Annotated in this window: 21 protein-coding genes; 12 read left to right on the forward strand and 9 right to left on the reverse strand. The window is 74.7% G+C overall.

Features of this window, described 5'->3' with window-relative positions:
* The first annotated feature begins 40 nt into the window (after window positions 1–40).
* Window positions 41–1,045 carry a hypothetical protein gene (locus tag QPJ90_RS13895; protein WP_290131764.1) on the forward strand — a complete coding sequence of 335 codons (1,005 nt, stop codon included), beginning with the start codon at window positions 41–43 and terminating at the stop codon, window positions 1,043–1,045.
* Between the two features lie 26 nt (window positions 1,046–1,071).
* Here QPJ90_RS13895 and QPJ90_RS13900 read toward each other — a convergent pair whose 3' ends face one another.
* The 3 genes from QPJ90_RS13900 to QPJ90_RS13910 all read right to left on the reverse strand — a co-directional run bounded on the left by QPJ90_RS13900 (window position 1,072) and on the right by QPJ90_RS13910 (window position 5,314).
* Complete coding sequence (locus QPJ90_RS13900) at window positions 1,072–2,448, reverse strand: MFS transporter (RefSeq protein ID WP_290131765.1); 1,377 nt, start codon at window positions 2,446–2,448, stop codon at window positions 1,072–1,074.
* A 267-nt stretch (window positions 2,449–2,715) separates the two neighbouring features.
* Window positions 2,716–4,734 (reverse strand): carboxypeptidase regulatory-like domain-containing protein, encoded by a 2,019-nt coding sequence (locus QPJ90_RS13905; RefSeq protein WP_290131766.1) that lies wholly within the window; start codon window positions 4,732–4,734, stop codon window positions 2,716–2,718.
* A 118-nt stretch (window positions 4,735–4,852) separates the two neighbouring features.
* A complete protein-coding gene (locus tag QPJ90_RS13910; RefSeq protein WP_290131767.1) occupies window positions 4,853–5,314 on the reverse strand; it encodes an NUDIX domain-containing protein in 462 nt (153 codons plus the stop codon).
* Between the two features lie 250 nt (window positions 5,315–5,564).
* Here QPJ90_RS13910 and QPJ90_RS13915 point away from each other — a divergent pair, with 250 nt between their 5' ends.
* The gene (locus QPJ90_RS13915) at window positions 5,565–6,413 is read left to right on the forward strand and encodes a universal stress protein (protein ID WP_290131768.1); all 849 of its coding nucleotides are present in this window, start codon (window positions 5,565–5,567) and stop codon (window positions 6,411–6,413) included.
* 18 nt (window positions 6,414–6,431) lie between these two features.
* On the opposite strand, the gene QPJ90_RS13920 is transcribed toward QPJ90_RS13915, so the two are convergent.
* The 3 genes from QPJ90_RS13920 to QPJ90_RS13930 form a co-directional block, all read right to left on the reverse strand.
* Complete coding sequence (locus tag QPJ90_RS13920; protein WP_290131769.1) at window positions 6,432–7,487, reverse strand: SGNH/GDSL hydrolase family protein; 1,056 nt, start codon at window positions 7,485–7,487, stop codon at window positions 6,432–6,434.
* Between the two features lie 111 nt (window positions 7,488–7,598).
* Window positions 7,599–7,955 carry a PRC-barrel domain-containing protein gene (locus tag QPJ90_RS13925; RefSeq protein WP_290131770.1) on the reverse strand — a complete coding sequence of 119 codons (357 nt, stop codon included), beginning with the start codon at window positions 7,953–7,955 and terminating at the stop codon, window positions 7,599–7,601.
* A gap of 47 nt (window positions 7,956–8,002) precedes the next feature.
* Complete coding sequence (locus QPJ90_RS13930) at window positions 8,003–8,998, reverse strand: glycosyltransferase family 9 protein (protein WP_290131771.1); 996 nt, start codon at window positions 8,996–8,998, stop codon at window positions 8,003–8,005.
* A 102-nt stretch (window positions 8,999–9,100) separates the two neighbouring features.
* Between QPJ90_RS13930 and QPJ90_RS13935 the strand changes: the two genes are divergently transcribed.
* From QPJ90_RS13935 to QPJ90_RS13965, 7 genes are all read left to right on the forward strand, one after another.
* Complete coding sequence (locus QPJ90_RS13935) at window positions 9,101–9,652, forward strand: HAD-IIIA family hydrolase (protein ID WP_290131772.1); 552 nt, start codon at window positions 9,101–9,103, stop codon at window positions 9,650–9,652.
* Complete coding sequence (locus tag QPJ90_RS13940; protein ID WP_290131773.1) at window positions 9,649–10,716, forward strand: glycosyltransferase family 9 protein; 1,068 nt, start codon at window positions 9,649–9,651, stop codon at window positions 10,714–10,716. The genes QPJ90_RS13935 and QPJ90_RS13940 overlap by 4 nt, the downstream gene beginning before the upstream one ends.
* 71 nt (window positions 10,717–10,787) lie before the next feature.
* Window positions 10,788–11,804, forward strand: a complete 1,017-nt coding sequence (locus QPJ90_RS13945; protein ID WP_290131774.1) for a glycosyltransferase — start codon at window positions 10,788–10,790, stop codon at window positions 11,802–11,804.
* The gene (locus QPJ90_RS13950; protein ID WP_290131775.1) at window positions 11,801–13,102 is read left to right on the forward strand and encodes a glycosyltransferase; all 1,302 of its coding nucleotides are present in this window, start codon (window positions 11,801–11,803) and stop codon (window positions 13,100–13,102) included. Before QPJ90_RS13945 ends, QPJ90_RS13950 begins: the two co-directional genes overlap by 4 nt.
* Window positions 13,099–13,719, forward strand: coding sequence for an SIS domain-containing protein (locus QPJ90_RS13955; RefSeq protein ID WP_290131776.1), 621 nt, complete (start codon window positions 13,099–13,101; stop codon window positions 13,717–13,719). The genes QPJ90_RS13950 and QPJ90_RS13955 overlap by 4 nt, the downstream gene beginning before the upstream one ends.
* A complete protein-coding gene (locus tag QPJ90_RS13960) occupies window positions 13,716–15,095 on the forward strand; it encodes a PfkB family carbohydrate kinase (RefSeq protein ID WP_290131777.1) in 1,380 nt (459 codons plus the stop codon). Before QPJ90_RS13955 ends, QPJ90_RS13960 begins: the two co-directional genes overlap by 4 nt.
* 64 nt (window positions 15,096–15,159) lie before the next feature.
* Window positions 15,160–15,864 (forward strand): SDR family oxidoreductase, encoded by a 705-nt coding sequence (locus QPJ90_RS13965; RefSeq protein WP_290131778.1) that lies wholly within the window; start codon window positions 15,160–15,162, stop codon window positions 15,862–15,864.
* A gap of 170 nt (window positions 15,865–16,034) precedes the next feature.
* Here QPJ90_RS13965 and QPJ90_RS13970 read toward each other — a convergent pair whose 3' ends face one another.
* On the reverse strand, window positions 16,035–17,129 hold the full coding sequence (locus tag QPJ90_RS13970) for a glycosyltransferase family 9 protein (RefSeq protein WP_290131779.1): 1,095 nt from the start codon (window positions 17,127–17,129) through the stop codon (window positions 16,035–16,037).
* Between the two features lie 119 nt (window positions 17,130–17,248).
* On the opposite strand from QPJ90_RS13970, the gene QPJ90_RS13975 reads away from it, so the two are divergent.
* The 3 genes from QPJ90_RS13975 to QPJ90_RS13985 are packed head-to-tail and all read left to right on the forward strand — an operon-like array spanning window position 17,249 to window position 21,002.
* Complete coding sequence (locus tag QPJ90_RS13975) at window positions 17,249–18,661, forward strand: aldehyde dehydrogenase family protein (protein ID WP_290131780.1); 1,413 nt, start codon at window positions 17,249–17,251, stop codon at window positions 18,659–18,661.
* The gene (rfaE2, locus tag QPJ90_RS13980; RefSeq protein WP_290131781.1) at window positions 18,658–20,148 is read left to right on the forward strand and encodes a D-glycero-beta-D-manno-heptose 1-phosphate adenylyltransferase; all 1,491 of its coding nucleotides are present in this window, start codon (window positions 18,658–18,660) and stop codon (window positions 20,146–20,148) included. Before QPJ90_RS13975 ends, rfaE2 begins: the two co-directional genes overlap by 4 nt.
* Window positions 20,145–21,002, forward strand: coding sequence for a glycosyltransferase (locus QPJ90_RS13985; RefSeq protein ID WP_290131782.1), 858 nt, complete (start codon window positions 20,145–20,147; stop codon window positions 21,000–21,002). The genes rfaE2 and QPJ90_RS13985 overlap by 4 nt, the downstream gene beginning before the upstream one ends.
* Before the next feature lie 78 nt (window positions 21,003–21,080).
* Here the strand turns inward: QPJ90_RS13985 and phoA are convergent, their stop codons facing one another.
* Window positions 21,081–22,763 carry an alkaline phosphatase gene (gene phoA, locus QPJ90_RS13990; protein ID WP_290131783.1) on the reverse strand — a complete coding sequence of 561 codons (1,683 nt, stop codon included), beginning with the start codon at window positions 22,761–22,763 and terminating at the stop codon, window positions 21,081–21,083.
* A 127-nt stretch (window positions 22,764–22,890) separates the two neighbouring features.
* A complete protein-coding gene (locus tag QPJ90_RS13995; protein WP_290131784.1) occupies window positions 22,891–23,307 on the reverse strand; it encodes an SIP domain-containing protein in 417 nt (138 codons plus the stop codon).
* Window positions 23,308–23,330 lie beyond the last annotated feature (23 nt).

Here is a 23,330-nt window from a genome sequence, read left to right on the forward strand (position 1 = left end):
GACCATGGGGCGGGCAGCAGGACCCGGAACGGGAGTACGCATGGCCGACGACGACCTGGCGAAGGAGCGAGCGCGACTCGAAGCCGTGGCATGGGGTGCCGACTCGACACTCGTGGAGGCCGCCCGCGCACGCATCGCGCTCCAGGACCTCGCCGCGGGCCGGCGGCCACGGCGGCCGTCGTCCGCCGAAACGCCCGCGGAGCGCGGGGGCGGGCGCCTCGCCGAGGCGGGAGCGCCTGCGGGGCACGGCGCCGGCGGCGTCCCGACTGCACCTGCCGCCCCGGTCGGCGACGTGCTCGCCGACGACCGACATGACGACGCCGGCCCCGCGCCGGCGGCTCCTGCAGCGCCCGACGCTGACCCAGGATCGACCACCCTCGGAGCGACCGCCCCTGGAGCGACCGCCTCTGGAGCGACCGCCTCGGGAGCGACCGCCTCGGGAGTGACCGGAGTGCCGGCGACCGTGGCGTCGGCCGACCCCGAGGCGGCGGCGACGACGGATGACGGAGGCGGGGCGAGCCTCCAGGCAGGGTGGCGCCGACGCGTCCACGACCTGCTGTGGACCCGCCGCCCCCGCGTGTGGATCGCGCTCGGCGCGGCCGCCGCCGTCGGGGTGGCGTTCGCGGCCGGAACGGTCGTCGGGACGGCGCGGCCGTCGATGCCCGCGGCGCCGAGCATCACGCCGACGGCGGGCACCGTGACGCTGGAGCAGTTGCTCGACGTGCCGCAGACCTACGCGGACCAGCTCCCGGGTCCCGTCGACGCGCCGGTGAGCCTGCACAGCACCCGGCTGATCTTCACGAACCGGGCCCTCGACGGCGGCGACCTGGAGACACCGTGGAACGTCTGGGCGGGGGTCGGAACCGACCGTTCGACCATCTGCCTCGTCGCGACGGCGGACCGGATCGAGTCGTCGACGGCCTGCTACCCGCGGGAGGACGCGCTGCACGGCTCGGTGTCCCTGTCCGCGCAGTCCAGGAGCGGGACGCTGACCCTCTGGCTGCGCGGTGGCGGGGTGCAGGGCACGGTCACCGACTCGTACTGAGCACCGCCCGCTGAGCGCCGCTCGCGCTACGCGGTCGGCTCGCCGGAGCGGTGGGTGCGGACCGCGCCGGTGACGACGGCGACCGACCCCGTGAGGGTCTGGATCGCCCGGCTGATCGTCGGGACCGACGTCGTGACGACGGCGAGGGACGACGTGATGGCCTCGATCGAGGAGGTCGACAGGTGCTCCTGCGCGTGCGAGTGCACCGGGAAGCCCTTGCGTGCCGCGACGACGACCCCGAGCGAGGCGAGCAGGACCGCACCGCCGGCGAACGGCATCCACTGCAGTCCGACCACGCCGAGGGCCTGGCCACCGAGCGCCGCTCCCCCGGCGATGCCGATGTTCGACGCGCCGTTGACGAGGGCGCCGGCGATGTCGGGCGACACACCCCCGGTCCGGATCGCGGCCGCCATGAACAGGGTGCCGGTCGTGCCGTTCGCCGCCATCCAGACACCGGCGACCGCCATGGTGCCGACGAGCGACCCGTGCACGAACGGCAGCACGGCGAACGCGGCGGCCATCACGGCGACCGCGACGATGAGGGTCTGGCGGGGCGCACGGTCGACGAAGAGCCCGGCGACCCAGAGCCCGACGACCCCGGTGGCCCCGAGGACGAGCAGGGCACCGGAGACGAGGTGCGCGTCGAGCCCGGCGTCGATCGCGTACGGGCCGATGTACGTGTAGACGACGTAGTGCCCTGCGAACAGCAGCAGGTCCGCGACGACGACCGAGAGCAGACCGGTGCGCGCCCAGGCACGCGGCGAGCCGATGTGCGGCGACGACGCACCGCGGACGGCCGGGAGGAACGCCAGCGCGACACCGGCGAGCACGGCCGACGCCACGGCGACCGAACCGACGGCCGGACGCCAGCCGATGGTCTGCGCGACCCACGTGGCGATCGGCACGCCCAGCACGAAGCCGAGCGAGCTGCCCGAGTACACGAACGCGATCGCGCGGCCCGCGAGGCGCGGCGGCACGATGCGGGTGGCGTACGCCGACGCCACCGAGAAGAACAGCGCGTGGGCGACGCCGCCGACGACCCGGCCGGCGCACACCACGGCGAAGGACGGCGCGAGCGCCACCATGAGGTTCGACACCGCGTAGCCAACGAGCGTCGCGACGAGCACGGTCTTCCGGGGCAGCCGGGCGGTGAAGGACGTCAGCGGCAGCGCGAGCAGGGCCACGGCTGCGGCGTAGACGGTGACGACCACACCCATCGTGGACTCGGAGACGCCGAGGTCACGGCTCATGGTGCCGAGCAGACCGACCGGCATGAGTTCGGTGGTGATGGCGAAGAACGTCGCGAGCCCGAGCACGGCGATGCCGACGATCGAGCCCGTCGTGACGGTGATCGGCCGCGTGTGTGCCGGCACGGCCGAGGTTCGGGTGGTGGTGGTGGACACGGGGCTGACCTCCTCGCTGGGGATGTCCGAGCGCACGGCGAACGACGTCCGGGACGACGAGGAGCTGCGCGCTCGAGCTGTGGATGGTGTTGTGGGTACGACTCCACGGCGAGTGCGCTCCTCCAGTGTTGCACGATGCACTCGAGGTGCGCGAGGGCTACCGCTGAGAACTTCCTCGGAGCGCTCCAACGGCGTCGGTCCGGGGTTTGTTCCCGGGACGACGAACGGGGTGGGACCGAGCGGTCCCACCTCGTTGCGCGACAGGTGTCAGTCGTGCAGGTGCGTCCGGCGACGGTGCCGCACGGAGCGGTACGTCAACAGGCCCGCACCGAGGAGCACGAGCACGCCGGCGGCGACCAGCCCGGGGCCGAGGTCCGCACCCGTGTAGGCGAGGGCGCCCGACGTCGGACCGGAGCCCGTCGCGGCGACCGGTGCGGTCGTCGGGGCGGCACTCGCGGTGGGCGTCGCCGTCGGGGTGGGGCTCGGGGTCGCGGCGGCAGCGACGACGAGGTCGTCGACGGTCACCACGGCGCCCGCGTCGGGGGCGGAGGTGAAGTCCACCGTGGCGGTGCTCCCGGAGACCGTGACCGTGTAGTCGGTCGCGGGGTTCAGCCCCTGGAGGGTGTACCGGCCGTCGGTGCCCGTGGTCGCGGTCACCGGTGCACCGGAGTCGGGCTCGACCGGCGTGGCCGTGACGGTGCGGCCGGCGACGGGCTCGTCGTTCGTGTCGACCACGCGGCCGTTGGCGGTGGTGACGACGGCCTCCGGAGCAGGCGGCGTGACGAACGCGAAGTCGCGGGTCTGGGCCGGGCCACCGCCCACCAGTGTCACCGCGGTGCTCGTCGTCGTGCCCGTCGCACCCGGTGCCGGGAGCGCCGAGCGCACCGTGTACGTGCCGTCCACGGTCGTGAACGAGTACCCGCCGTCGGCATCGGTGACCGTCGTGGCGACCACCGTGCCGGCACCGTCGAGGAGGTCGACCGTGACGCCCGCCTGGGGAGTGCCGTCGAGCCGGACCACACCGCTGACCGTGCTCACCGCGTCGGTCTCGATCGGCCGGGGCCGGGTCGGTGCCGCCGGAGCTGCCCCGCGCGTCGTGACCTGCACCGGGTCGGCGCCGTCCACAGCGACGGTGACCGCCGTGTTCGGCGTCAGGCCGGAAGCGGTGTAGTAGCCCTCGTCGTTGGTGACGGTCGTGGTCGTCGTGTTCGCGGTGGGGTCGGTGATCACCACCGGGACGTCGGCCGCGGGGTCGCCGTTCGTGTCGACGACCTGGCCGATGATCGACGTCGTGCCCGCGGGCGACGTGAACGCGAAGGGCACGACCCGGTCCTCGCCCCCGGGGACCCCGTTCAGCGAGACCCCTGTCACGGTGGCTGCTCCGTCGGCACCCGGAGGCGGCGTGATCGCCACCTCGTAGTCGTTGATGACCGGCAGCTCCGGGAACGAGTACGTGCCGTCGGCTGCGGTCGTCGTCGTGTAGACCGTGCCGCGCGGCGCGGTCACCGTCACGGTCGCACCGGGGATCGGCGAGCCGTCGAGCGTGGCGGTGCCGGTGATCGCCGCGGTGCGGTTCGCGAACCACGTCTGGTAGACGGGGAAGCCGCTGCGACGCTCGAACGTGAGCGTGAGGCTCGTGAGCGGGACGGTGGGCGTGAACCACGCGGTGGCGCCCGAGGTGTCGACGGAGCCAGCGTTGCCGGTGAGCGTCAGCGACGCCACGTCCCAGCTCGGGACGTCCCGTCCGGTGGTGCCGTCCGGGTCGGCCGGGCAGGACCAGCCACCGGCGGTGGAGGCCGAGCAGGAGTTGTACACGCCGGAGAAGCCGAGGTCGGCCGCGGTCGCGGTTCCCCCGCCCTGGGTCGTCGCTGCGATCGTCACCCGGTCGGCGTCGACGTCACCGAGGACGAACGACCAACTGCTGGCTCCGGGCGTCGGCGTCGCGAAGGTGTACGTCGTGACCGACGGCTGGCCGGCGGCATCGGCGAGCGGCCGCTGGTTCAGGTAGGTGTTCCCACGGCTCGAGCCGTAGGCCGCACCGGGACCGGTGTTCGGCCCCTGCCAGGTCGAGTTGCCGCTGATCACGGTCGCCTGACGGGCGTTCGACTCGAAGGTGGTCGCCGGGAACCCCGGCAGGGTCATGGTGCCGGAGTAGTCCCGGGCCTGGCCGGCGAGGGTGAACGTCCCCCAGTGCCCGGCCGGGTCAGCGGAGGCCGACGACGCGCCGACGAGCGCGAGTCCCCCTCCGAGTGCGAGGGCGGTCAGTGCCGCCGTGACGGTGCGCAAGCGCCGCATCGTGCTCCCCTGCTCGTGCTGTCCTGGTCCCTGCACCAGACGTCGCGATCTCGACGTTCGCTGAGGCTATCCAGCGAGCGCGGACTCCGTCCGAATCGCAACGTGCCCGTTACGCGGGTCGGACCGCACGGACGAGGGCGTCGAGGGCCGCCACCTGTCCGAGGACGAGCAGATCCCGGGCCTCGTCGACGGGCACCCAGCGCGCGGCGTCGACCTCCGGCACCTCCACGAACCGACCGGACCCGCGCGGGAGCTCGAGCCGCACCGTGTTGCTCACGACCTCGGCGACCTCGAAGTGCGGCGCGTGCAGGGCGAACACCCGCACGACCTTGGCGGACTGCCGGTGCTCCCCGAGGTCGACGACGTCGCCGTCGGGAGCGGCGGACCCGATCTCCTCGGCGAACTCCCGCCGCGCCGTCGCGAGCGGGTCCTCGCCCGGCTCGACCTCGCCCTTCGGGATGGACCAGGACCGCGGGCGACGCTGCCAGAACGGCCCGCCCATGTGCGCGACGAAGACCTCCGTGCCGGTCGGCCCGGCGCGGTGGAGGAGGAGTCCGGCACTCGTACGCACGCCCCGAGGCTACGCAGCGCGCGGCACACGTGTCGGTGCGGTCACGCAGTGTGCGGCGATCCGCCCGGGAGGCACGGTGCCGGCCCGCCTCGTCCCTCCCGTCCGGCCCGGTGTGCGCCCGCGACCGGTGGCGCGGCACCTCGGAGGAACCGCAGGGAGCGTGCAGCCGGCGCTGCACACGCGGGAGTACGCTCCGCGGCCAAGGAGCGCCGACAGACGCCCCGACACCGGCACGAGGAGGTCGATCGGGATGGACGAACGGTGGTCGACGGTGACGTTGGCAGCGGACGCGGCGAAGCCCCACGAGCAGGCGCTGCGGTGGGTCGCCGGCAGGTCGGGGACCGGTATCGAACGGGTCCGGGTGATCGGCGTCGACCCGGCGCAGGAGGGCCGTGTCGGCGCGGACGGCAAGCGGGTCGCCGATGCGCTCGCCGACGCCGCGCGAACGGCTCTGCCCGGCGTCGAGGTCGTGGTCGACCGGCACGCGGGGTCGTTCGTGAACGCGCTCGTGACGGCGTCCGACGAGGGTGACCTCCTGGTGGTCGGGTCGTGGCGGAGCCGCCGCGGGACGACGGTGGGATCAGGGCCAGCCCGGGTGGCGGAGCGCGCCCCGGTACCGACGGTCGTCGTGCCGGACGGGCCGCACCCGATCGACGGCGACGTCGTCCTCGCGGTCGAGGAGCCGCTCGACGAACGGGCGGTGTCGATCGCGGTCGACGAAGCGGAGCGGCGGCACCGGCGGCTGACCGTGCTCCGGGCGTGGGAGATGCCCGTCCTCACCCGGACCGGCCTCACCGACTTCGCCGAGGACCCGATGCGCTGGCGCGCGCGGAACGCCGAACTGCTCGACCGGGTGACGGCCGAGCTGCGGCGGCGGCACCCGCACCTGCGGATCCACCCGCTGCTGGTCGAGGGACACCCCGGTCACGCGATCGCGGCGCACTCGCGCACGGCGTCGCTCGTCGTGCTCGGGCAGGGCCACGTCCACGCCCTGTCGGGTTCGGTCCTGCACGACGTGCTCCGCGAGGCGGTGTCGCCGGTGTGCGTCGTCCCACCGACCGCGCACGCCGCCGCCGAGGAGCGCGAAGCGACCGCGTGACCCGGGCCGGGCCGTCGGTCAGCCGGCGAGGTCCTGCACGGCCGACGCGACCCGGTCCGTCAGGTAGGCGACGCCGCGCTCGTTCGGGTGCAGGGCTCCCGGCTCGAGGTCGATGCGCTGCAGGTTGCTCGCGCCGTCGAGCGACACCCCGGAGACGTAGGGCCGCTTCGTCGCGCAGGCGGACCGCGCCTGGGTGTCCGCGAACACGTCGACGAACCGGACCCCGGCGGCACGGGCGGCCTCGGCGGACACGTCGTCGAGTTGCTCCTGGACGCCGTGCAGGTACACGACGTCGGTGTCGGTGAACGGGTACGTGTCGGTCGGGAACGAGCCCGCGAGCGTCCCGAGGTCCACCGCCGCACGGAAGCAGCCCTTCGCCGGCGTGTGCTCCGCGTCGGGGAAGATCGCCGGGTAGCCCAGGAACACGATGACGGCGTTCGGCGCAGCCTCCTGCACGCGGGCGAGCGTGTCCGCGACGCCGAGCGCGACCCGGGAGGCGATCTTCGTGCCGAGCTGGTCCTCGCCGTCCCGGACGAGGGTGCTCTCGCACGACGGGGCATCGCGTCCGGAGAACACCGGCCCCTTCGCGCTGAGCGCCAGGCACGACGCGGCCGTGCCGAAGAGGTCGGCGTCGTTGCCGCCGATCGTCAGTGTGACGAGCCGCGTCGACGCGGACAGTGCACGGATCTGCGGCGGGACACCCTTGAACTGGAAGCCCGACGTGACGTCGTCGCTCGTCGCGCCGCCGCACGTGACGTCGGTGAGCTGCAGCCCGAAGCGCTGCGCGATGCGGTGCGGGTAGTCGCGGGCGGACTGCCCGCAGGCGTTCGTCGGCAGGTGACTCGGGTCGTCGAGCCCGTACCCGGCCGAGTACGAGTCCCCCAGTGCCACGTACTCGCTCCCCGGCGGGACGTCGGCGAGTCGCTCGGGCGGGTCCGACGACACCGGGAACGGCTGCGGCTGCGGCCACGAGGGCGCGGCCTCGGCGGCCGACGGCCCCGGCGCTCCCGGCACCACGCCGGTCGTCACGAGGACGCAGACCGCAGCGACCAGGGCCAGGACGGCGGCGGACACCGGGCGGACCGAGCGGGACAGGGGGACCTCCGGCGGACGGGACGGACGAGGACGGGCGGACGGAGCGCCCAGGCTAGCGGCTCGTCCTCGGCGTCACCCGCAGTGTGCCCCTCAGCGCCGCCCGAGTCGTCGCTCGCCGTTGCTGCCCGTCTGGTAGGTCAGCCCGTAGTGCTCGTACAGGCCCGGCTCGACCGCGGCGTCGAGCTCACCGTCCGTCGCGATCGACGGCGCGTCCTTCACGAGCTTCTTCGGGAACGCGACGACGAGGTGCTTCGGGGCGACGAGCGCACCGGTGAGCGGGACGAACACGAGCTTCTGGAAGCCGACGAGCCCCGTGGTCACGGCACCGAACGCCGGGTCGGACGTCGCCGTGTCGTAGTAGATGCTCTCGAGCGTCCCGATCTTCTCGTCGGACTGGTCCACGACCGGCAGGCCGATCCAGTCCCGGATGTTCGCGGCTTCGAACACGGTCGTTCCCTCCCGGCGGCCGGACCCTCCGGCTGCCGCTCCCGAACCTACTGACGAACGGCTGGACCCGACCGCACCGGCACGACCCCGAGTCCGTCCACCGCCGCCAGCACGTCGTCCGGCCCCACCGCGAGCAGCGCCGGGTCCGGCTCCTCGGAGAACACGTCGCCGCGTCGCTGCGCTGCGTCGGTGAGCACGACGTGCGGACCGGACGCCGGCGGACCCCACGCCTCGGGCGGGGCCGGGCCGAACAGGACGACCGACGGCACCCCGTAGGCGGAGGCCAGGTGCGCCGCGCCGGTGTCGACGGTCACGACCACCGCGGCGTCGGCCACGACCGCCGCGAACGGCTGCAGGTCGAGGACTCCCGCGAGGACCGCCCCCGGCGGCAGGCCGGCCGCGTCCGCGACCGCACGGGCGCGGTCGACGTCGTCCGCGCCTCCCGTCAGGACCACGTCGTGTCCGCGCGCCCTGAGCCCGCGCACCACCTCGGCGAAGCGGTTGGTCGGCCAGTGCCGTGCGCCGTGGAAGGCCCCGACGTGCACGACCGCGGCGCCGGGCGCGACGGACGGCGTCACCGGCCGGTCGATCGCGACCTCGTCCGGGTCGGCGGGGATGCCGTGCCAGGTGAGCAGGCGTGCCCACCGCTCGCGTTCGTTCAGGCCCTCGGGCCACTCCGGACCGTCGTGTCCGCGGTCCGGGTCCCGGTGGCCGACGACCCGGCCGGGTCGGAGGGCCTCGAGCAGGTCGTTCGACTCGGGTCCCACCCCGTGCAGGTTCACCGCGACGTCGACGGAGCCGGTCGGGGCGGCGATCGGGTGGTCGAGCCCGTGCTGGGCGAGGTGCACGTCGACCGCCGGGACGAGCTCGACGACGGGGGCGAGCCAGGCCGTCGTCGCGAGGGTGATGCGGTGGCCGGGGAACGCACGACGCAGCGCCGTCAGAGCAGGCACGGCGACGAGCAGGTCCCCGAGCTTGATGGCGCGGAGCACGAGGAGCTCCGGTCGGCCGTCGGACGGGGGCATGGTCGGCAGGGCGGTCACGGTCGCGGACGCTAGGCGGGCGTCCCTGCGGGCGCGGTCAGCACCGCGCGGAACGGCTCTTCCTGGGCCGACGCGGGGTGCCGGACCGGTACTGCTCGGTGCATGGCCCTCGCACCGGACCGCCCCGTCGGCGGCGTCCTCTTCGATCGTGACGACACCCTCGTCATCGACGTGCCCTACAACGCCGACCCGCACCTGGTCGTCCCGGTGCCGGGGGCGCACCGGGCGGTCGAGCGCGTCCGCGCCGCGGGCCTGCGGACCGGGGTCGTCACGAACCAGTCCGTGATCGCGAAGGGCATGGCCTCCCGTGCGCAGGTCGACGCGACGAACGCGCGGGTGGACGAGCTGATCGGACCGTTCGACGTGTGGTGCGTCTGCCCGCACGACGCCGACGACGGCTGCGACTGCCGGAAGCCCCGGCCCGGCATGGTCCTGCGCGCCGCCGAGGTGCTCGGGGTGCCCGCCACCGAACTCGTCGTGATCGGAGACATCGGCGCCGACGTCGAGGCGGCCCGGTCGGCAGGGGCGCAGGGCATCCTCGTCCCCACCGCGCGGACCCGGCCGGCCGAGGTCGACGCGGCGGACACCGTCGCCGCGACCCTCGACGACGCGGTGACGCTCGTCCTCGCACAGCGTCCGACGCCGGTCGCGTGAGCGGGACCCGCGGCCCGCGCGTCCTCGTCGCGCGGCTCGACTCCTTCGGCGACGTCCTCGTCGCCGGTCCGGCAGTGCGTGCGGTCGCCGCCGGCGCCTCACACGTCACGCTCCTCTGCGGCCCGCAGGGTGCCCCCGCGGGCCGGTTGCTCCCCGGCGTCGACAGCCTCCGGACGTGGGCGGCACCGTGGGTGACCGAGACCGCCCGACCCATCGACGACGCCGTCGTCGACGAGTTCCGCGCACTGGTCGCCGAGGAGCGCCCGGACGAGGCCGTCGTCCTGACGTCCTTCCACCAGTCCCCGCTGCCGCTCGCGCTGCTGCTCCGGCTCGCCGGCGTCCCGCGGGTGAGCGGCGCGTCGGTCGACCACCCCGGGTCGCTCCTCGACGTGCGCCTCCGACCGGGCGAGGACCTGCCCGAGGACCTCCCCGAGCCCGAGCGTGCGCTGCGCATCGCGCAGGCCGCGGGCTTCGCGCTCCCCGACGACGATGCCGGGAGGCTCGCGGTGCGCCTCGACGCCGCCCCACCCGCGGCCGTGGCCGGTCTGGGCAGGTACGTGGTCGTCCACCCCGGTGCGAGCGTCCCGGCCCGGGCGTGGCCGGCCGAGCAGCACCGAGCGCTCGTCGCCGCCTACGCCGCCGCCGGGGTCCCCGTGGTGGTCACGGGATCGCCTGGTGAGCGGGCACTGACGGCCGAGGTCGCCGGGTCCACCGGGATCGACCTCGGCGGCTCGACGACCCCGGCGGAGCTCGCCGCAGTCCTCGCGGGAGCGGAGGTGGTCGTCGTCGGCAACACCGGTCCGGCGCACCTCGCGGCCGCCGTGGGCGTGCCGATCGTCAGCCTGTTCTCCCCCGTCGTCCCGGCGGTGAAGTGGGCGCCGTACGCGCCGCTCGTCGAGGTGCTCGGCGACCAGAGCGCACCGTGCCGACTCAGCCGTGCCCGTGCGTGCCCGGTCCCGGGCCACCCCTGCCTGGCCCGTGTGTCCGTCCAGGATGTGCTGGATGCGCACCGCCGACTGCAGGACCGCGCTTCGCGGATCACCGAGCACCTTCCTGCGCCGTAGCCGGGCGAGCGCTGCGTAGCGTGCGCCACTGCTTCTCCTTCTCCTCCTGCTCCTCGACCCGGAAGGCCTGCATGCGCATCCTCGTGTGGCACGTCCACGGCGGCTGGATGGACGCCTTCGTCCGCGGCCAGCACCAGTACCTCGTCCCGACGACCGCGGCGCGCGACGCCGACGGCCTCGGACGCGGGGGCCGGGACTGGCCGGACTCGGTCGTCGAGATCGCGCCGGAGGACGTCGCCGACGCCGACGTCGACGTGGTCGTGCTGCAGCGCACGGAGGAGCTCGAGGCGGCCGAGCGGCTGCTGGGGGGCCGCTCGGTACCGACCGTGTTCGTCGAGCACAACGCACCACGCGTCGACGTCCCGAACAGCCGCCACCCGCTGCGGGACCGCGACGACCTCGTCATCGCCCACGTCACGCACTGGAACGCCCTCATGTGGGACTGCGGCACGACACCGACCACCGTGGTCGAGCACGGCGTCGTCGACCCCGGGCCGCTGTACACCGGGTCCCTCGGACGCTTCGGTGTCGTCATCAACGAGCCGGTCCGCCGCGGCCGGGTCGTCGGCACCGACCTGCTCCCCCGCTTCGCCTCGGTGGCGCCCGTCGACCTCTGGGGCATCGGCACCGAGCGGATCGGCGAACTCGGCTTCGGCGACCGCGTCGTCGCGCTGGGCGACGTGCCCGCCGACCCGATGCACCGCGCGCTCGCGGAGCGTCGTGCGTACGTGCACCCGAACCGGTGGACGTCCCTCGGGCTGTCGCTCATCGAGGCGATGCACATGGCGATGCCCGTCCTCGTCCTCGCGACGACGGACGCACCACGGACCGTGCCCGCCGACGCCGGCGCGATCGCGACGGACGTCGACGAGCTGGTCCGTGCCTCCCGGCTGCTGCTGGAGGACCCGGACGAGGCGCGCCGACGCGGTGCCGTCGCCCGGGAGGCCGCGCTGGAGCGCCACGCGCTCGCGCGGTTCACCGCCGACTGGGACGACCTGCTCGACCGGGTCGTCACCGACCACCGGACCGCGCGCACCGCGCGGCGGAACGGCACGACCGAGGTCGTGCTCGAAGGGAGTGCCCGATGAAGATCGCGATGGTCTCCGAGCACGCGAGTCCGCTCGCGACCCTCGGCGGCGTCGACGCCGGCGGCCAGAACGTGCACGTCGCCGAGTTGTCCGGCGCGCTCGCCGACCGCGGCCACCAGGTGACCGTCTACACCCGACGCGACGCGTCCGACCTGCCCGTGCGGGTGCTCCTGCGTCCCGGCGTCGAGGTCGTCCACGTCGACGCCGGACCCGCCCGCGCGGTGCCGAAGGACGAGCTGTTCCCGTACATGGGCACGTTCGCCTCGGTCCTGGCCGCCGAGTGGTTCGTCGACCGGCCCGACGTCGTGCACGCGCACTTCTGGATGTCCGGGCACGCCGCACTCGAGGCCGTCGCGCAGGTGCAGGCCCGCACCGGCGGGGTGCGCATCCCCGTCGCGCAGACGTTCCACGCGCTCGGGGTCGTCAAGCGCCGTCACCAGGGAGCCGCGGACACGAGCCCGGTCGAGCGCGAGTGGGTCGAGCCCGCCGTCGGGAGGAGCGTCGACCAGGTCGTCGCGACCTGCTCGGACGAGGCGTTCGAGCTCAAGGCCCTCGGTGTCCCGCTGCACCGCATCTCCGTCGTGCCGTGCGGTGTCGACGTCGAGACCTTCCGGCCGGACGGACCCGTCGAGGCTCGGGGCCGGACGCAGCGGGTGCTCACCGCGTCCCGACTCGTGCAGCGCAAGGGCGTCGGCACGACCATCGCGGCCGTCGCCGAGCTCGTGCACGAGGGCCGCGACGTCGAACTCGTCGTCGTCGGCGGTGCCGGTGTCGCGGGAGCCGACCTGCCCGACGACCCGGAGTACCAGCGCCTCGACGCACTCGCCCGGTCGCTCGGCATCCGGGACCACGTGCACTTCCGCGGGCAGCTCGGCCAGCACGACATGCCCGCCGTGTACCGGAGCGCCGACGTCGTGGTGTGCGCCCCCTGGTACGAGCCGTTCGGGATCGTGCCCCTCGAGGCGATGGCGTGCGGCCGACCGGTCGTCGCGTCGAGCGTCGGCGGCCTCATCGACACCGTCGTGGAGGACGCCACCGGCCTGCACGTCCCGCCGCGCGACGAGGACGCCGTCGCGACCGCGATCGGCACGCTCCTCGAGGACCCCGAGCGCCGTGAGGCGTTCGGCGCCGCCGGCCGCGAACGCGCGGTCGCCCGGTACACGTGGCAGAAGGTCGCCGCCGAGAGCGAGCGCGTCTACGACCGGCTCATCGCCGGCGGCGGCGCGGTCGCGGACACCCGCTCCGGCGCACGTCGCGCCCCCCGTCGCACCGCGACCACCGAGAGGACCGCACGATGACCATCTCCCCGACCCAGCCCGCGACCGGGACCGGCGTGGACAGCGTCCGGCTCGTCCGCGACCACGTCGCCGCGTCCGTCCCCGTCATCGCCTCGCTCGTCGACCACGGCGACCACATCGCGGCCTGGGCCGACGACATCGCGACGCGACTCGTCGCGGGCCGGCGGCTCCTCGCCGCGGGCAACGGCGGATCGGCGGCCGAGGCGCAGCACCTCACGTCCGAGCTGACCGGCCGGTTCGACGGCGACCGTCCGGCGTACTCGGCGATCTCGCTGCACGCCGAGACCTCCGCCGTCACCGCGATCGGCAACGACTACGGGTACGACGAGGTGTTCGCCCGCCAGGTCCGGGCCCACGCCCGCGCCGGGGACGTGGTCGTGCTGCTCAGCACGAGCGGCAAGAGCCCGAACCTGCTCCGCGCCGCCGAGGCCGCACGGGCCGTCGGCGCGCTCGCGATCGCCATGACCGGGCCCCGGCCGAACCCCCTCGCGTCGATCGTCGACGACGCGATCTGCATCGACGGCCCCTCCGCGAACGTGCAGGAGGCGCAGCTCGTCCTCGTGCACGCCCTGTGCCGCGCGATGGAGCCGGCCCTGCGCCGCGGAGCCCGCCGGTGACCGGCGCCGCGCGGAGGATCGTCGTCGTCGGGGACACCCTGCTCGACGTCGACGTCTCCGGCACGAGCGAACGCCTGAGCCCCGACGCCCCGGTGCCCGTCGTCGACGTCCGCACCGACGACCGCCGCGCCGGCGGCGCCGGACTCGTCGCGACCATGCTCGCGAAGGACGGCCACGACGTGACCCTCGTCACCGTGCTCTCGGACGACGGCCGCGGCGAGGAGGTCCGTGCGCTCCTCCCCGGTGTGCGCGTCGTCGCCGGGCCGTCCGGTGCACCGACGCCGGTGAAGACCCGCGTCCGCGTCGTCGACCACGCACTCGTCCGCATCGACGAGGGCTGCGCGACCCCGCCCGTCCCGGACGTCACCGCCGAGATGACCGCCGCCCTCGCCGGGGCCGACGCGATCGTCGTCGCCGACTACGGCCGGGGCGTCGCCGCCGCGCCCGCTCTCCGCGAGGCACTGTCCGCCGTGGCCGCGCACACGCCCGTCGTCTGGGACCCGCACCCGAAGGGCGCCGAGCCGGTCCCGGGGACCACGATCGCGACCCCGAACACCGCGGAGGCCCGGGCCGCCAGCGGCATCGGCGGCGACGGCGTCCCGTTCGCGACCGACGCCGCCGCAGCCCTCCGCGAGCGCTGGGGCACGCACGCCGTGGCCGTCACGATGGGCGACCGCGGCGCGCTCGTCGCCTCCCCGTCGGGCAGCCGCTTCGTCCCGGCCCCCTCCGCCACGGTCGGCGACCCGTGCGGCGCGGGCGACCGACTCGCCGCCGGGGTCGCGGTCGCGCTCGCCGACGGAACCGACGTCGCCGACGCCGTGGCCGCCGGGGTCGCGGACGCCTCCGCCTACCTCGCGGCGGGTGGCGTGACCGCGCTGTTCGCCGACCACGGTGCCGAGCCCGTGGCCGTGCCGGGCGTCGACCGCGACGCGATGCGCCTGGTCCACCGGGTCCGCGCCGAGGGCGGCACCGTCGTCGCCACCGGCGGCTGCTTCGACCTGCTGCACGCCGGGCACGCCCGGACCCTGTCGGCGGCCCGGGCGCTCGGTGACTGCCTGGTCGTGTGCCTCAACTCGGACGACTCCGTCCGGGCGCTCAAGGGTCCCGAGCGGCCGATCATGACGCAGGACGACCGCGTGGAGCTCCTGCTCGCGCTGGACTGCGTCGACGCCGTCGTGGTCTTCGACGAGCACACGCCGGACGAGGCGCTCCGGCGGTTCCGTCCGGACGTCTGGGCGAAGGGCGGCGACTACGACGCCGCGGACCTCCCCGAGGCGGCCACCCTCGCCGAGTGGGGCGGACGCGTCGTCACCGTGCCCTTCCACCCCGGCCGCTCCACCACCCGTCTCGCCGCGGCGCTCGCGCACGTCGGCTGAGCGGCACGCCCTGCCCGCAGCACGCGGGACCGGGACCGTGCCCCACCCCCACGAAAGGAAGTCCATGCCCGTCCCCACCACCCCCATCGGTCGCGTCCTCGTCACCGGCGGCGCCTCCGGGCTCGGCGCAGCGGTCGTCGCCGCCGTCACCGAGGCCGGCGGCACCCCCGTCGTGCTCGACCTCGCCGTCGACGCCGTACCCGAGGGCGTCGACGCCGTCGCGGTCGACGTCACGGACACCGCCGCGACCGAGCAGGCGGTCCGGGACGCCGCGGAGCGCCACGGCGGTCTCGACGCGGTCGTCACCGCCGCCGGGATCGACAAGCCGGCCCCGATCGGCGGCATCTCGTCCGGCGACTGGGAGCGCATCGTCGCCGTGAACCTCCTCGGCACCGCTGCGGTCGTCCGTGCCGCGCTGCCCGCCCTCGAGGCCACGCACGGCCGGGTCGTCACGATCTCCTCGTCGCTCGCCCTGCGCGGCGTCGGCGACGGCACCGCCTACTCGGCGTCGAAGTTCGGCGTCCGCGGGTTCTCGCAGGCACTCGCCGCGGAGACCGGCGGTCGGATCGGCGTCACCAACGTGATCCCCGCCGGCATGCGCACGAACTTCTTCGCCGACCGCACGGAGCAGTACAAGCCGGGTCCGGACGCGCAGCTCATCGAGCCGGAGTACGTCGCGAACGCGATCGTCTTCGCCCTCGCGCAGCCCGCGGGCTGCGAGATCCGCGAGCTGTCGATCATGCCGGCGACCGAGCCGAGCTGGCCGTAGGCGTCACCAGGCGTCGTGGTCGCGACCTCGCGACGGACGGGAGGCGCGGTGCCAGCTGGCACCGTCCTCCCTCGCAGGCTCGGTCGGCGCGCCCCGCGCAACGCTTCGCGTCGCCGCTGAGCGGGGCGCGCCAGTCGGTCACGTGGTCGCGTCGCGACCCAGCGCGACCGTCAGCGTCGCGGCGCGACCGTCGCGAGCAGGTCGGCGACGTCCGTCAGGACGACGTCGGGCGTGACCTCGTCGACGAACGACGGGTCGTGCTCGCAACGTTCGGCCGTCCACCCGACCTGCGTGACGTCGATCCCGCACACCGGGCACCGGGTCACGAAGGACATGTGGACGCGGTGGCGGCCACGGTCGAACGGACCCGCGTTGACTACGTTGCCGAACCAGAACACGCCGACCGTGGGCGTGCCGACCGCGACCGCCAGGTGTCGCGGCCCGGAGTCGTCGCCGACCATGACGTCGGCAGCGGCGAGCACCACGGGCAGCTCGGTCAGGGGCAGCGTGCCCACGAGGTCGTGCAGGCGTGCGGGGTCCCCGAGCTCGGCGCGGATCGCGTCCGCCGCCGCCCGGTCCGAGGCGTCACCGACCAGGACGACGTCGTCCCCGGCCGCCAGCCGTTCCCGGGCGACCGCAGCGAAGCGCTCCGGGCTCCAGCGCCGCCGCGGGTCCGTCGCTCCCGGGTGCAGGGCGACGAGCCGGTCCGCGACCCCCAGCCGCTCGCGGACCGCGGCCCGCTCCGGCTCCGTCACGAGGACGCGCGGGTCGAGCGTCACCGGAGCGGCCCCGGCGAGCGAGACGACCTCCAGCGCGCGGACCACCTCGTGCTGGTAGTAGACGTACCGGACCCAGCGCTCCGGGACCTCGGCGTCCTCGGTGGCGGTGCCGACGGTGCGCCGAGCGCCGAGCGCGAGCAGGAACGGGTTCGAGTTCCGACCACCGCCGTGGAGCTGCACGGCGAGGTCGAAGCGTCCGCGCGTCCGGGCGTCGAAGTCCTCCCGGCTGGGCGCGCCGGCACCGGAGTCCCGGACGCCCGTCGCGATCGGCAGTTCCTCGAAGGCGTGCACGGAGGCGGTGCGTCCGGCGAGCACCGCGGGGGCGACGGGGGTGCCGAGCAAGGTGATGCGGGCGTCCGGGTACGCGGCGGCGAGGGCGTCGATCGCGGGTACGGCGAACAGCAGGTCACCGAGTCCCCCGCCCCGCAGCACCGCGATCTCGTGGACGTCGTCGAACCGGGGACCACCGTTGCCGATCAGTTGCACCGGTCCAGGTCTACCGACCCGGGGCCGACCGTCCGTCGGGGGATGGACGAGAAGCGCGGATCCGTGACCGTGTCCAGGGCCGTCCGAGGAACGTGCGAGTCCCGCACGGAAGGACCCGCATGACCCTCGCCGCCCCTCGCACCGCCGCCACCGACTCCGGCTCGTCCGACCTCGTCGTGACCGACCCGGTGGACGGCTCCGTCGCCTCGACCACGCCGCGTGCCACCGCCGCGGACGTGCGGCACGCCGTCGCACGAGCCCGTGCGGCCGCCCCGGCCTGGCGTCGGACGGCTCCTGCGGAACGCGGGGCGCTGCTCCGGGCCGCGGCCGAGCACCTCCGCGGGTACGCGGACGAGCTCGCTGCACTGAACACGCGCGAGACCGGGAAGGTCCCCGGGGACGCGCTCGGCGGGGTCGAGGCGGGGATCGGCACGCTCGTGCAGTACGCGGAGCTCGGGCCCGTCCACCGCGGCGAGTCGCTCCGTGGTCAGCACGGCGCCGCCGACTGGACCGTGCCGCACCCCCGCGGCGTCGTGCTCGCCCTGACGCCCTGGAACGACCCGGTCGCGGTGGCGTGCGGGATCCTCGGCGCGGCGATCGTCACCGGCAACACCGTGGTGCACAAGGGCTCCGAGCGCAGCCCGGCCACGATCGCCCGCCTGAACGCCCTCCTCGCCGAGGTCCTGCCCGACGGCGTCCTCGTCGGGGTCGACGGTGACGCGGCCACGGGGGAACTGTTGCTCGAACAGGACGGCATCGACGTGTACGCGCACGTCGGCTCGACCGCGACCGGTGACCGGCTGTCCGAGGTCGCCACCCGCACCCGCGCCCACGTCGTGCGGGAGAACGGCGGGAACGACGCCGTCGTCGTCGACGCCGACGTCGACCCCGCGTGGGCCGCGGCGCAGGTGGCGCTCGGAGCCTTCGCGAACACCGGCCAGATCTGCACGAGCGTCGAACGGGTGTACGTCCACCGTGCCGTCGCCGACGCCTTCGTCGCCGCGCTCGTCGCCGAGGCCGACCGCCGGACGGCCGCACCCTCCGCCGAGTACGGCCCGCTGGTCGACGGTCGGATGCGGGACGCCGTGCACGCGCAGGTCCGTGACGCCGTCGACCGCGGGGCCGTCCTCCGCACGGGCGGGGTCGTCCCGGACGGACCGGGGTCGGCGTACCCGGCCACCGTGCTCACCGAGGTGACCGACGAGCTGACCGTGATGACCGAGGAGACCTTCGGCCCGGTCGCCCCGGTCCGCGTCGTCGACTCGTTCGACGAGGGCATCCGGCTCGCCGCAGCCGACCGCTACGGCCTCGCGGCGACGGTCCTCACGAACGACACCGGCAATGCGCTCCGCGCCGCGGCGGAGCTGCCGGTCGGCACCGTCAAGGTGAACGCCGTCTTCGGCGGCGCGCCCGGAGGCAGCGCCGAACCCCGTGGTGCGTCCGGCTCCGGGTTCGGGTACGGGCCGCACCTCCTCGACGAGCTCACCACAACGACCGTCGTCCACCTCGAGCCCGCGGGTGGTGTCCGGTGACCGCCGACGTGCGGCTCGTCCGCGAACTCGTGGGTCGCATCGACGACCGCGAGCCGCTCGTCGTCGTCATCGGCGACGGCATCCTCGACCGCTGGACCGTCGGCGAGGCCGAGCGGGTCTCGCGCGAGGCCCCGGCCCCGATCGTCCGCGTGACCGAGAGCATCGCCGTGCCCGGCGGCGCGGCCAACACCGCCGTGAACGCCCGCGCGCTCGGCGCCCGGGTCCGGATGGTCGGGTACGTGGGCGACGACGAGTCCGGCCGGACCCTGCGCGACCGGTTGGCCGCGGCCGGCGTCGACACGACCTTCCTCGTGGAGGTCCCCGGCGCCCGCACCACCACCAAGGACCGGGTCGTCGGCGGGGACCGCGTCGTGGTCCGTGTCGACGACATCGCCGCACCGCCGGACGACGCCGCCCGGGCACGCTTCGGCGAGGCCGTCGCCCGTGCCGTCCGCTGCGCCGACGCCGCGGTGGTCTGCGACTACGGCCTCGGCGTCGACCCGGAGACCGTCGTGCCGGTGCTCGACCGCGACCGTCCGGACGCCGTCGTCGTGGACGCGCACGACCTGACCCGCTGGGCGGGACTGCACCCGGACCTGGTGACGCCGAACGCCGGCGAGACCACCGCACTCCTGGCGCGCGCGGGCGCGGACGGAGCCCGTGTCGACCTCGGCCAGGGCGCCGCCCGTGCGGCCGCGGTCGTCGACGCCCGCGACGCGCTCCTCGCAGCGACGGGTGCCCGAGCCGCCGTCGTGACGCTCGACCGCGACGGCACCGTGCTGCTCGACCCCGACACCGACGAGGCCTTCCGCTCCCGGGCGACGCCGGCTGCCGAGCAACAGGCGTCCGGTGCCGGAGACACCTTCTGCGCCGGAGCCACCGTGGCCCTCGCCGTCGGCGCCGACCGTCGGCAGGCCGTGTCCTTCGCGCAGGCCGCCGCCGACGTCGTCGTCCGCGAGGCCGGCACCTCGGTGTGCTCGGCGCGTGCCCTGGTCGACTCGGTGACCGCCCCGGCGGAGACCGTCGTGGACCACGACGAACTCGCCGACGCCGTCGCCGCAGCCCGCGCAGCCGGTCGCCGCATCGTGTTCACGAACGGCTGCTTCGACGTCGTCCACCGCGGGCACACCACGTACCTGCGACAGGCGAGCGAGCTCGGCGACCTGCTCGTCGTGGCGCTGAACGACGACGACTCCGTGCGCCGGTTGAAGGGGCCGGAGCGCCCGATCAACACGGCGGAGGACCGCGCCGGAGTCCTCGCAGCGCTCGCGTGCGTCGACCTCGTCACGGTGTTCGCGACCGACACGCCCATCCCGCTGCTCCGTCGCATCCGTCCGGACGTCTACGTGAAGGGCGGAGACTACTCCCCCGAGATGCTCCGCGAGACCGCGGTGGTGCGGGAGTACGGCGGCGAGGTCGTCATGGTCGACTACGTCGCGGAGCACTCCACGACCGCGGTCGTGCGACGCATCCGCGAATCCTCGTGACCGCACGCTGGTCCGGCGACTGGGCTCGGCCCCGGGTCGACGGAGCAGCGCCCGCGGTCGACGTCCTGGTACCGACGGTCGGCAGGTACGCCGAACTCGCGACGACGCTCGCCGGGCTCGCGGCGCAGGTGGACGTTGACCTGCGACTCGTCCTGAGCGACCAGTCCACGGACGGGGACGCCGCCTCCCGGCCGGCGGTCGCCGCCATGCTCCGCGTCCTGGAGGCACAGGGCCGGCCCGTCACGCTCCGCACCCACCGTGAGCGGCTGGGTCTCGCGGAGCACCGGCAGTTCCTGCTCGACCACGCCACGGCGCCGACCGTGCTGTTCCTCGACGACGACGTCTGGCTCGAACCGGGCACGGTGCGGCGGATGCTCGACGCCCTCCGGACGCTCGACTGCGGTTTCGTGGGGTCGGCGGTGCAGGGGTTGTCGTACCTCGCCGACCGGCGCCCGCACGAGACCGCGGTTTTCAAACCGTGGTCGGACGGTGTCGAGCCGGAGGTGGTCCGCCGCGGGACCCCGGCCCACGACCGCTGGTCGCTCCACAACGCCGCGAACCTCGCCCACGTCGCCTCGGACCTCGACGTCGAGCACGGCGGTTGGGTGCCCTACCGGGTGGCCTGGGTCGGTGCCTGCGTGCTCTACGACCGGGAGCGGCTCGAGTCCGTCGGCGGCTTCCGCTTCTGGCCGGACCTGCCGCCGGAACACGCCGGCGAGGACGTCGTCGCCCAGTGGCGCGTGATGGAGCGCTTCGGCGGCGCGGGGATCGTGCCGTCGGGTGCGGTGCACCTGGAGTCGCCCACCACGGTCACGGACCGACGGGTGGACGCACCGGACGTCGTCTTCCGCTGAGGACGGTGCGACGCGCCGCGTGACGGACGGGAGGCCCGTGGCGATCCCGCCACGGGCCTCCCGTCCGCATCACGCGCGTCAGCGCACGCGCACCTGCGCGGTCGCGACCTTGCCGGTCTGCACGCCGGTGAAGGTGAGCGTCGTGGTGCCGCGCTCGGCGCGCCACGTCGTCGCCGCGGTGCCGTCGACCAGGTCGAGCGTGCCGAGGTCGGTCTCGCCGAGCTGCACCCGGACCTGGCGGTCGCCGGCGAACCGGCTGCCCGTGACCGTGACGCGCTCACCACGACGCGGCGACCGGTCGGACACGTCGACCCGTGCGCCACGGCTGAGCGCGGCGACGTCCTCCGACAGGCCGAGCCCGTCGCGGATCGTGAAGAACGTGTCGGTCTGGTCGGAGAGTCCGACGACGTTCGCGGCGCCGGGGCCGTACGCGGCGATGCGGACCTGCGTGCCGGTGTGCTGCTGCGAGCCGCCGGCCGCCGCGGTGCCGTACGAGACCTTCATCGTGGTGCCGTCGGCCGTCACGAGCGCGGTGGAGAGCGCCGCCGGCGGCGTGTTGTCGACGATCTGGCTCGAGTGGGCGTGGTCGGCGGTCGCGATGACGAGCGTGTTGCCGTCCTTCTTCGCGAACGCGAGCGCGGCCTGGACGGCCTCGTCGAAGTCGATCGTCTCGCCGATCTGACCGCAGGCGTCGGCGGCGTGGTCCTGCTTGTCGATGCTGGCGCCCTCGACCTGGAGGAAGAAGCCCTTCTTCCCGTGCTTCTGCTGCAGGAGACCGATCGACTTGTTCGTCAGCGACGCGAGCGAGAGCCCGGTGTCGAGACGTGCCGGGTTCGGCGTGCAGCGGGTCGGTGCGGCGTCCGCTCCACCGACGGTCGCGGTGGTCGGGGCGTAGCGCGTCGGGAAGTTGCCCGGCGTGAAGAGCCCGAGGAGCGGCTGGCGCTGGTCGGCCTTGCGGACCGCAGCGAGCCCGGCGGCGTCGTCGACGAGCTGGTAGCCGCGCTCGTCGGCCTGCTCGAACAGGGTCTTGCCCTCCCACTGGCCGGCCTTCGCGGTCTGCTCGAAGCTCGCGGAGCCGCCGCCGAGGGTGACGTCCGGGCGGGCGTTCAGCAACTGCTCGCTGATCGAGCCGAGGCCGCCGGCCTGCAGGGCGTCGGTGCCGCAGGCCGCGGTGTCGGGGCCGTAGCAGGAGCGCGAGCCGACGTGCGCGACCTGCACGGCGGGGGTGGCGTCCTGGATCTCGGCGGTGGAGACGTCGCCGGTCTTGTAGCCGTTCGCCTTCGCGAGTTCGAGGAGCGACTGCTGGGGCTTCCCGTCGACGTCGACCGAGATGGCGCCGTCGTAGGTCTTCGTGCCGGTCGCCCACGCGCTGCCGGACGCCGCCGAGTCGGTGACGTAGTCGGGCTTGCCCTTGTTCTCCCCGCTCTTCACGAGCGAGTACGTGGTGTACGAGCCGGTCATCGGCAGGGCGTCGAGCCCGGGGAGCCGGCCTGCTGCGCCGTACTGGTAGTTGCGCGCCACGGTGATCTCGGAGTCGCCCATCCCGTCGCCGATGAGCAGGATGACGTTCTTCGCGCCGGCGTTCTGGATCGCCTGGCGGACGTTCCGGGTCTGGTCGCCCTGGTGGCGGGCGGCACCGCCGTGCTGGTTCAGCGCGAGCTGGGCGACGGCCTCGGCCGTGCCCGGCAGTGCGACGGCGCCGACGATGACGGCGGCGCCGAACGCGAGCGCCGCGCGGCGTCGCTTGGTCGTGTGCTGCATGTGGTGGATCCCCTCTGGACGTGCCCCGAACGGGTGCCGTCAGAGGATGCCTGTGCAGCGGTACAGGCTCGTGAACGCGCCACGACCGGCAGGTGAACGACGACGTGCAGCGGACAGTCCGCCGTGGTCAGCCGCCGATCTCGACCTGCTGGCCGGCGTCGTCGAGGTCGAGCTGCACGACCGACCGGGCCCGCTCGACCCAGGGGCTCTCGGTGCACCCGATCCAGAGCACGGTGCACGGCTCGCTGCCCGCGACGCACCACTCCGCCGCCCAGCCGATGACGGCCTCGGCGAGGGCCTCACCGCGATCCGCGAAGACGAGCGACGCGATCCGTGACCCCCTGGTGCTCCGGACGAGCCAGGTGACGCCGACGCGGGGCGGGGCGGGCAGGATGCGGACCTCGTCCGCGAGGGCGACCTCGACGAACACCTGCCCGTACGCGGTGTCGGGCAACTCCAGGAGCTGGCGGTGGATCTCCGGCAGGTCGTCGGCGCAGCCCGCGACGAGCACGCGCGGGGCGGGCTCCTGCCGGTTCCTGGTCATCCGGACACCGTAGGGCCCGTGCG

It is taken from the genome of Curtobacterium sp. 458, from assembly GCF_030406605.1.
Classification (GTDB): Bacteria; Actinomycetota; Actinomycetes; order Actinomycetales; family Microbacteriaceae; genus Curtobacterium.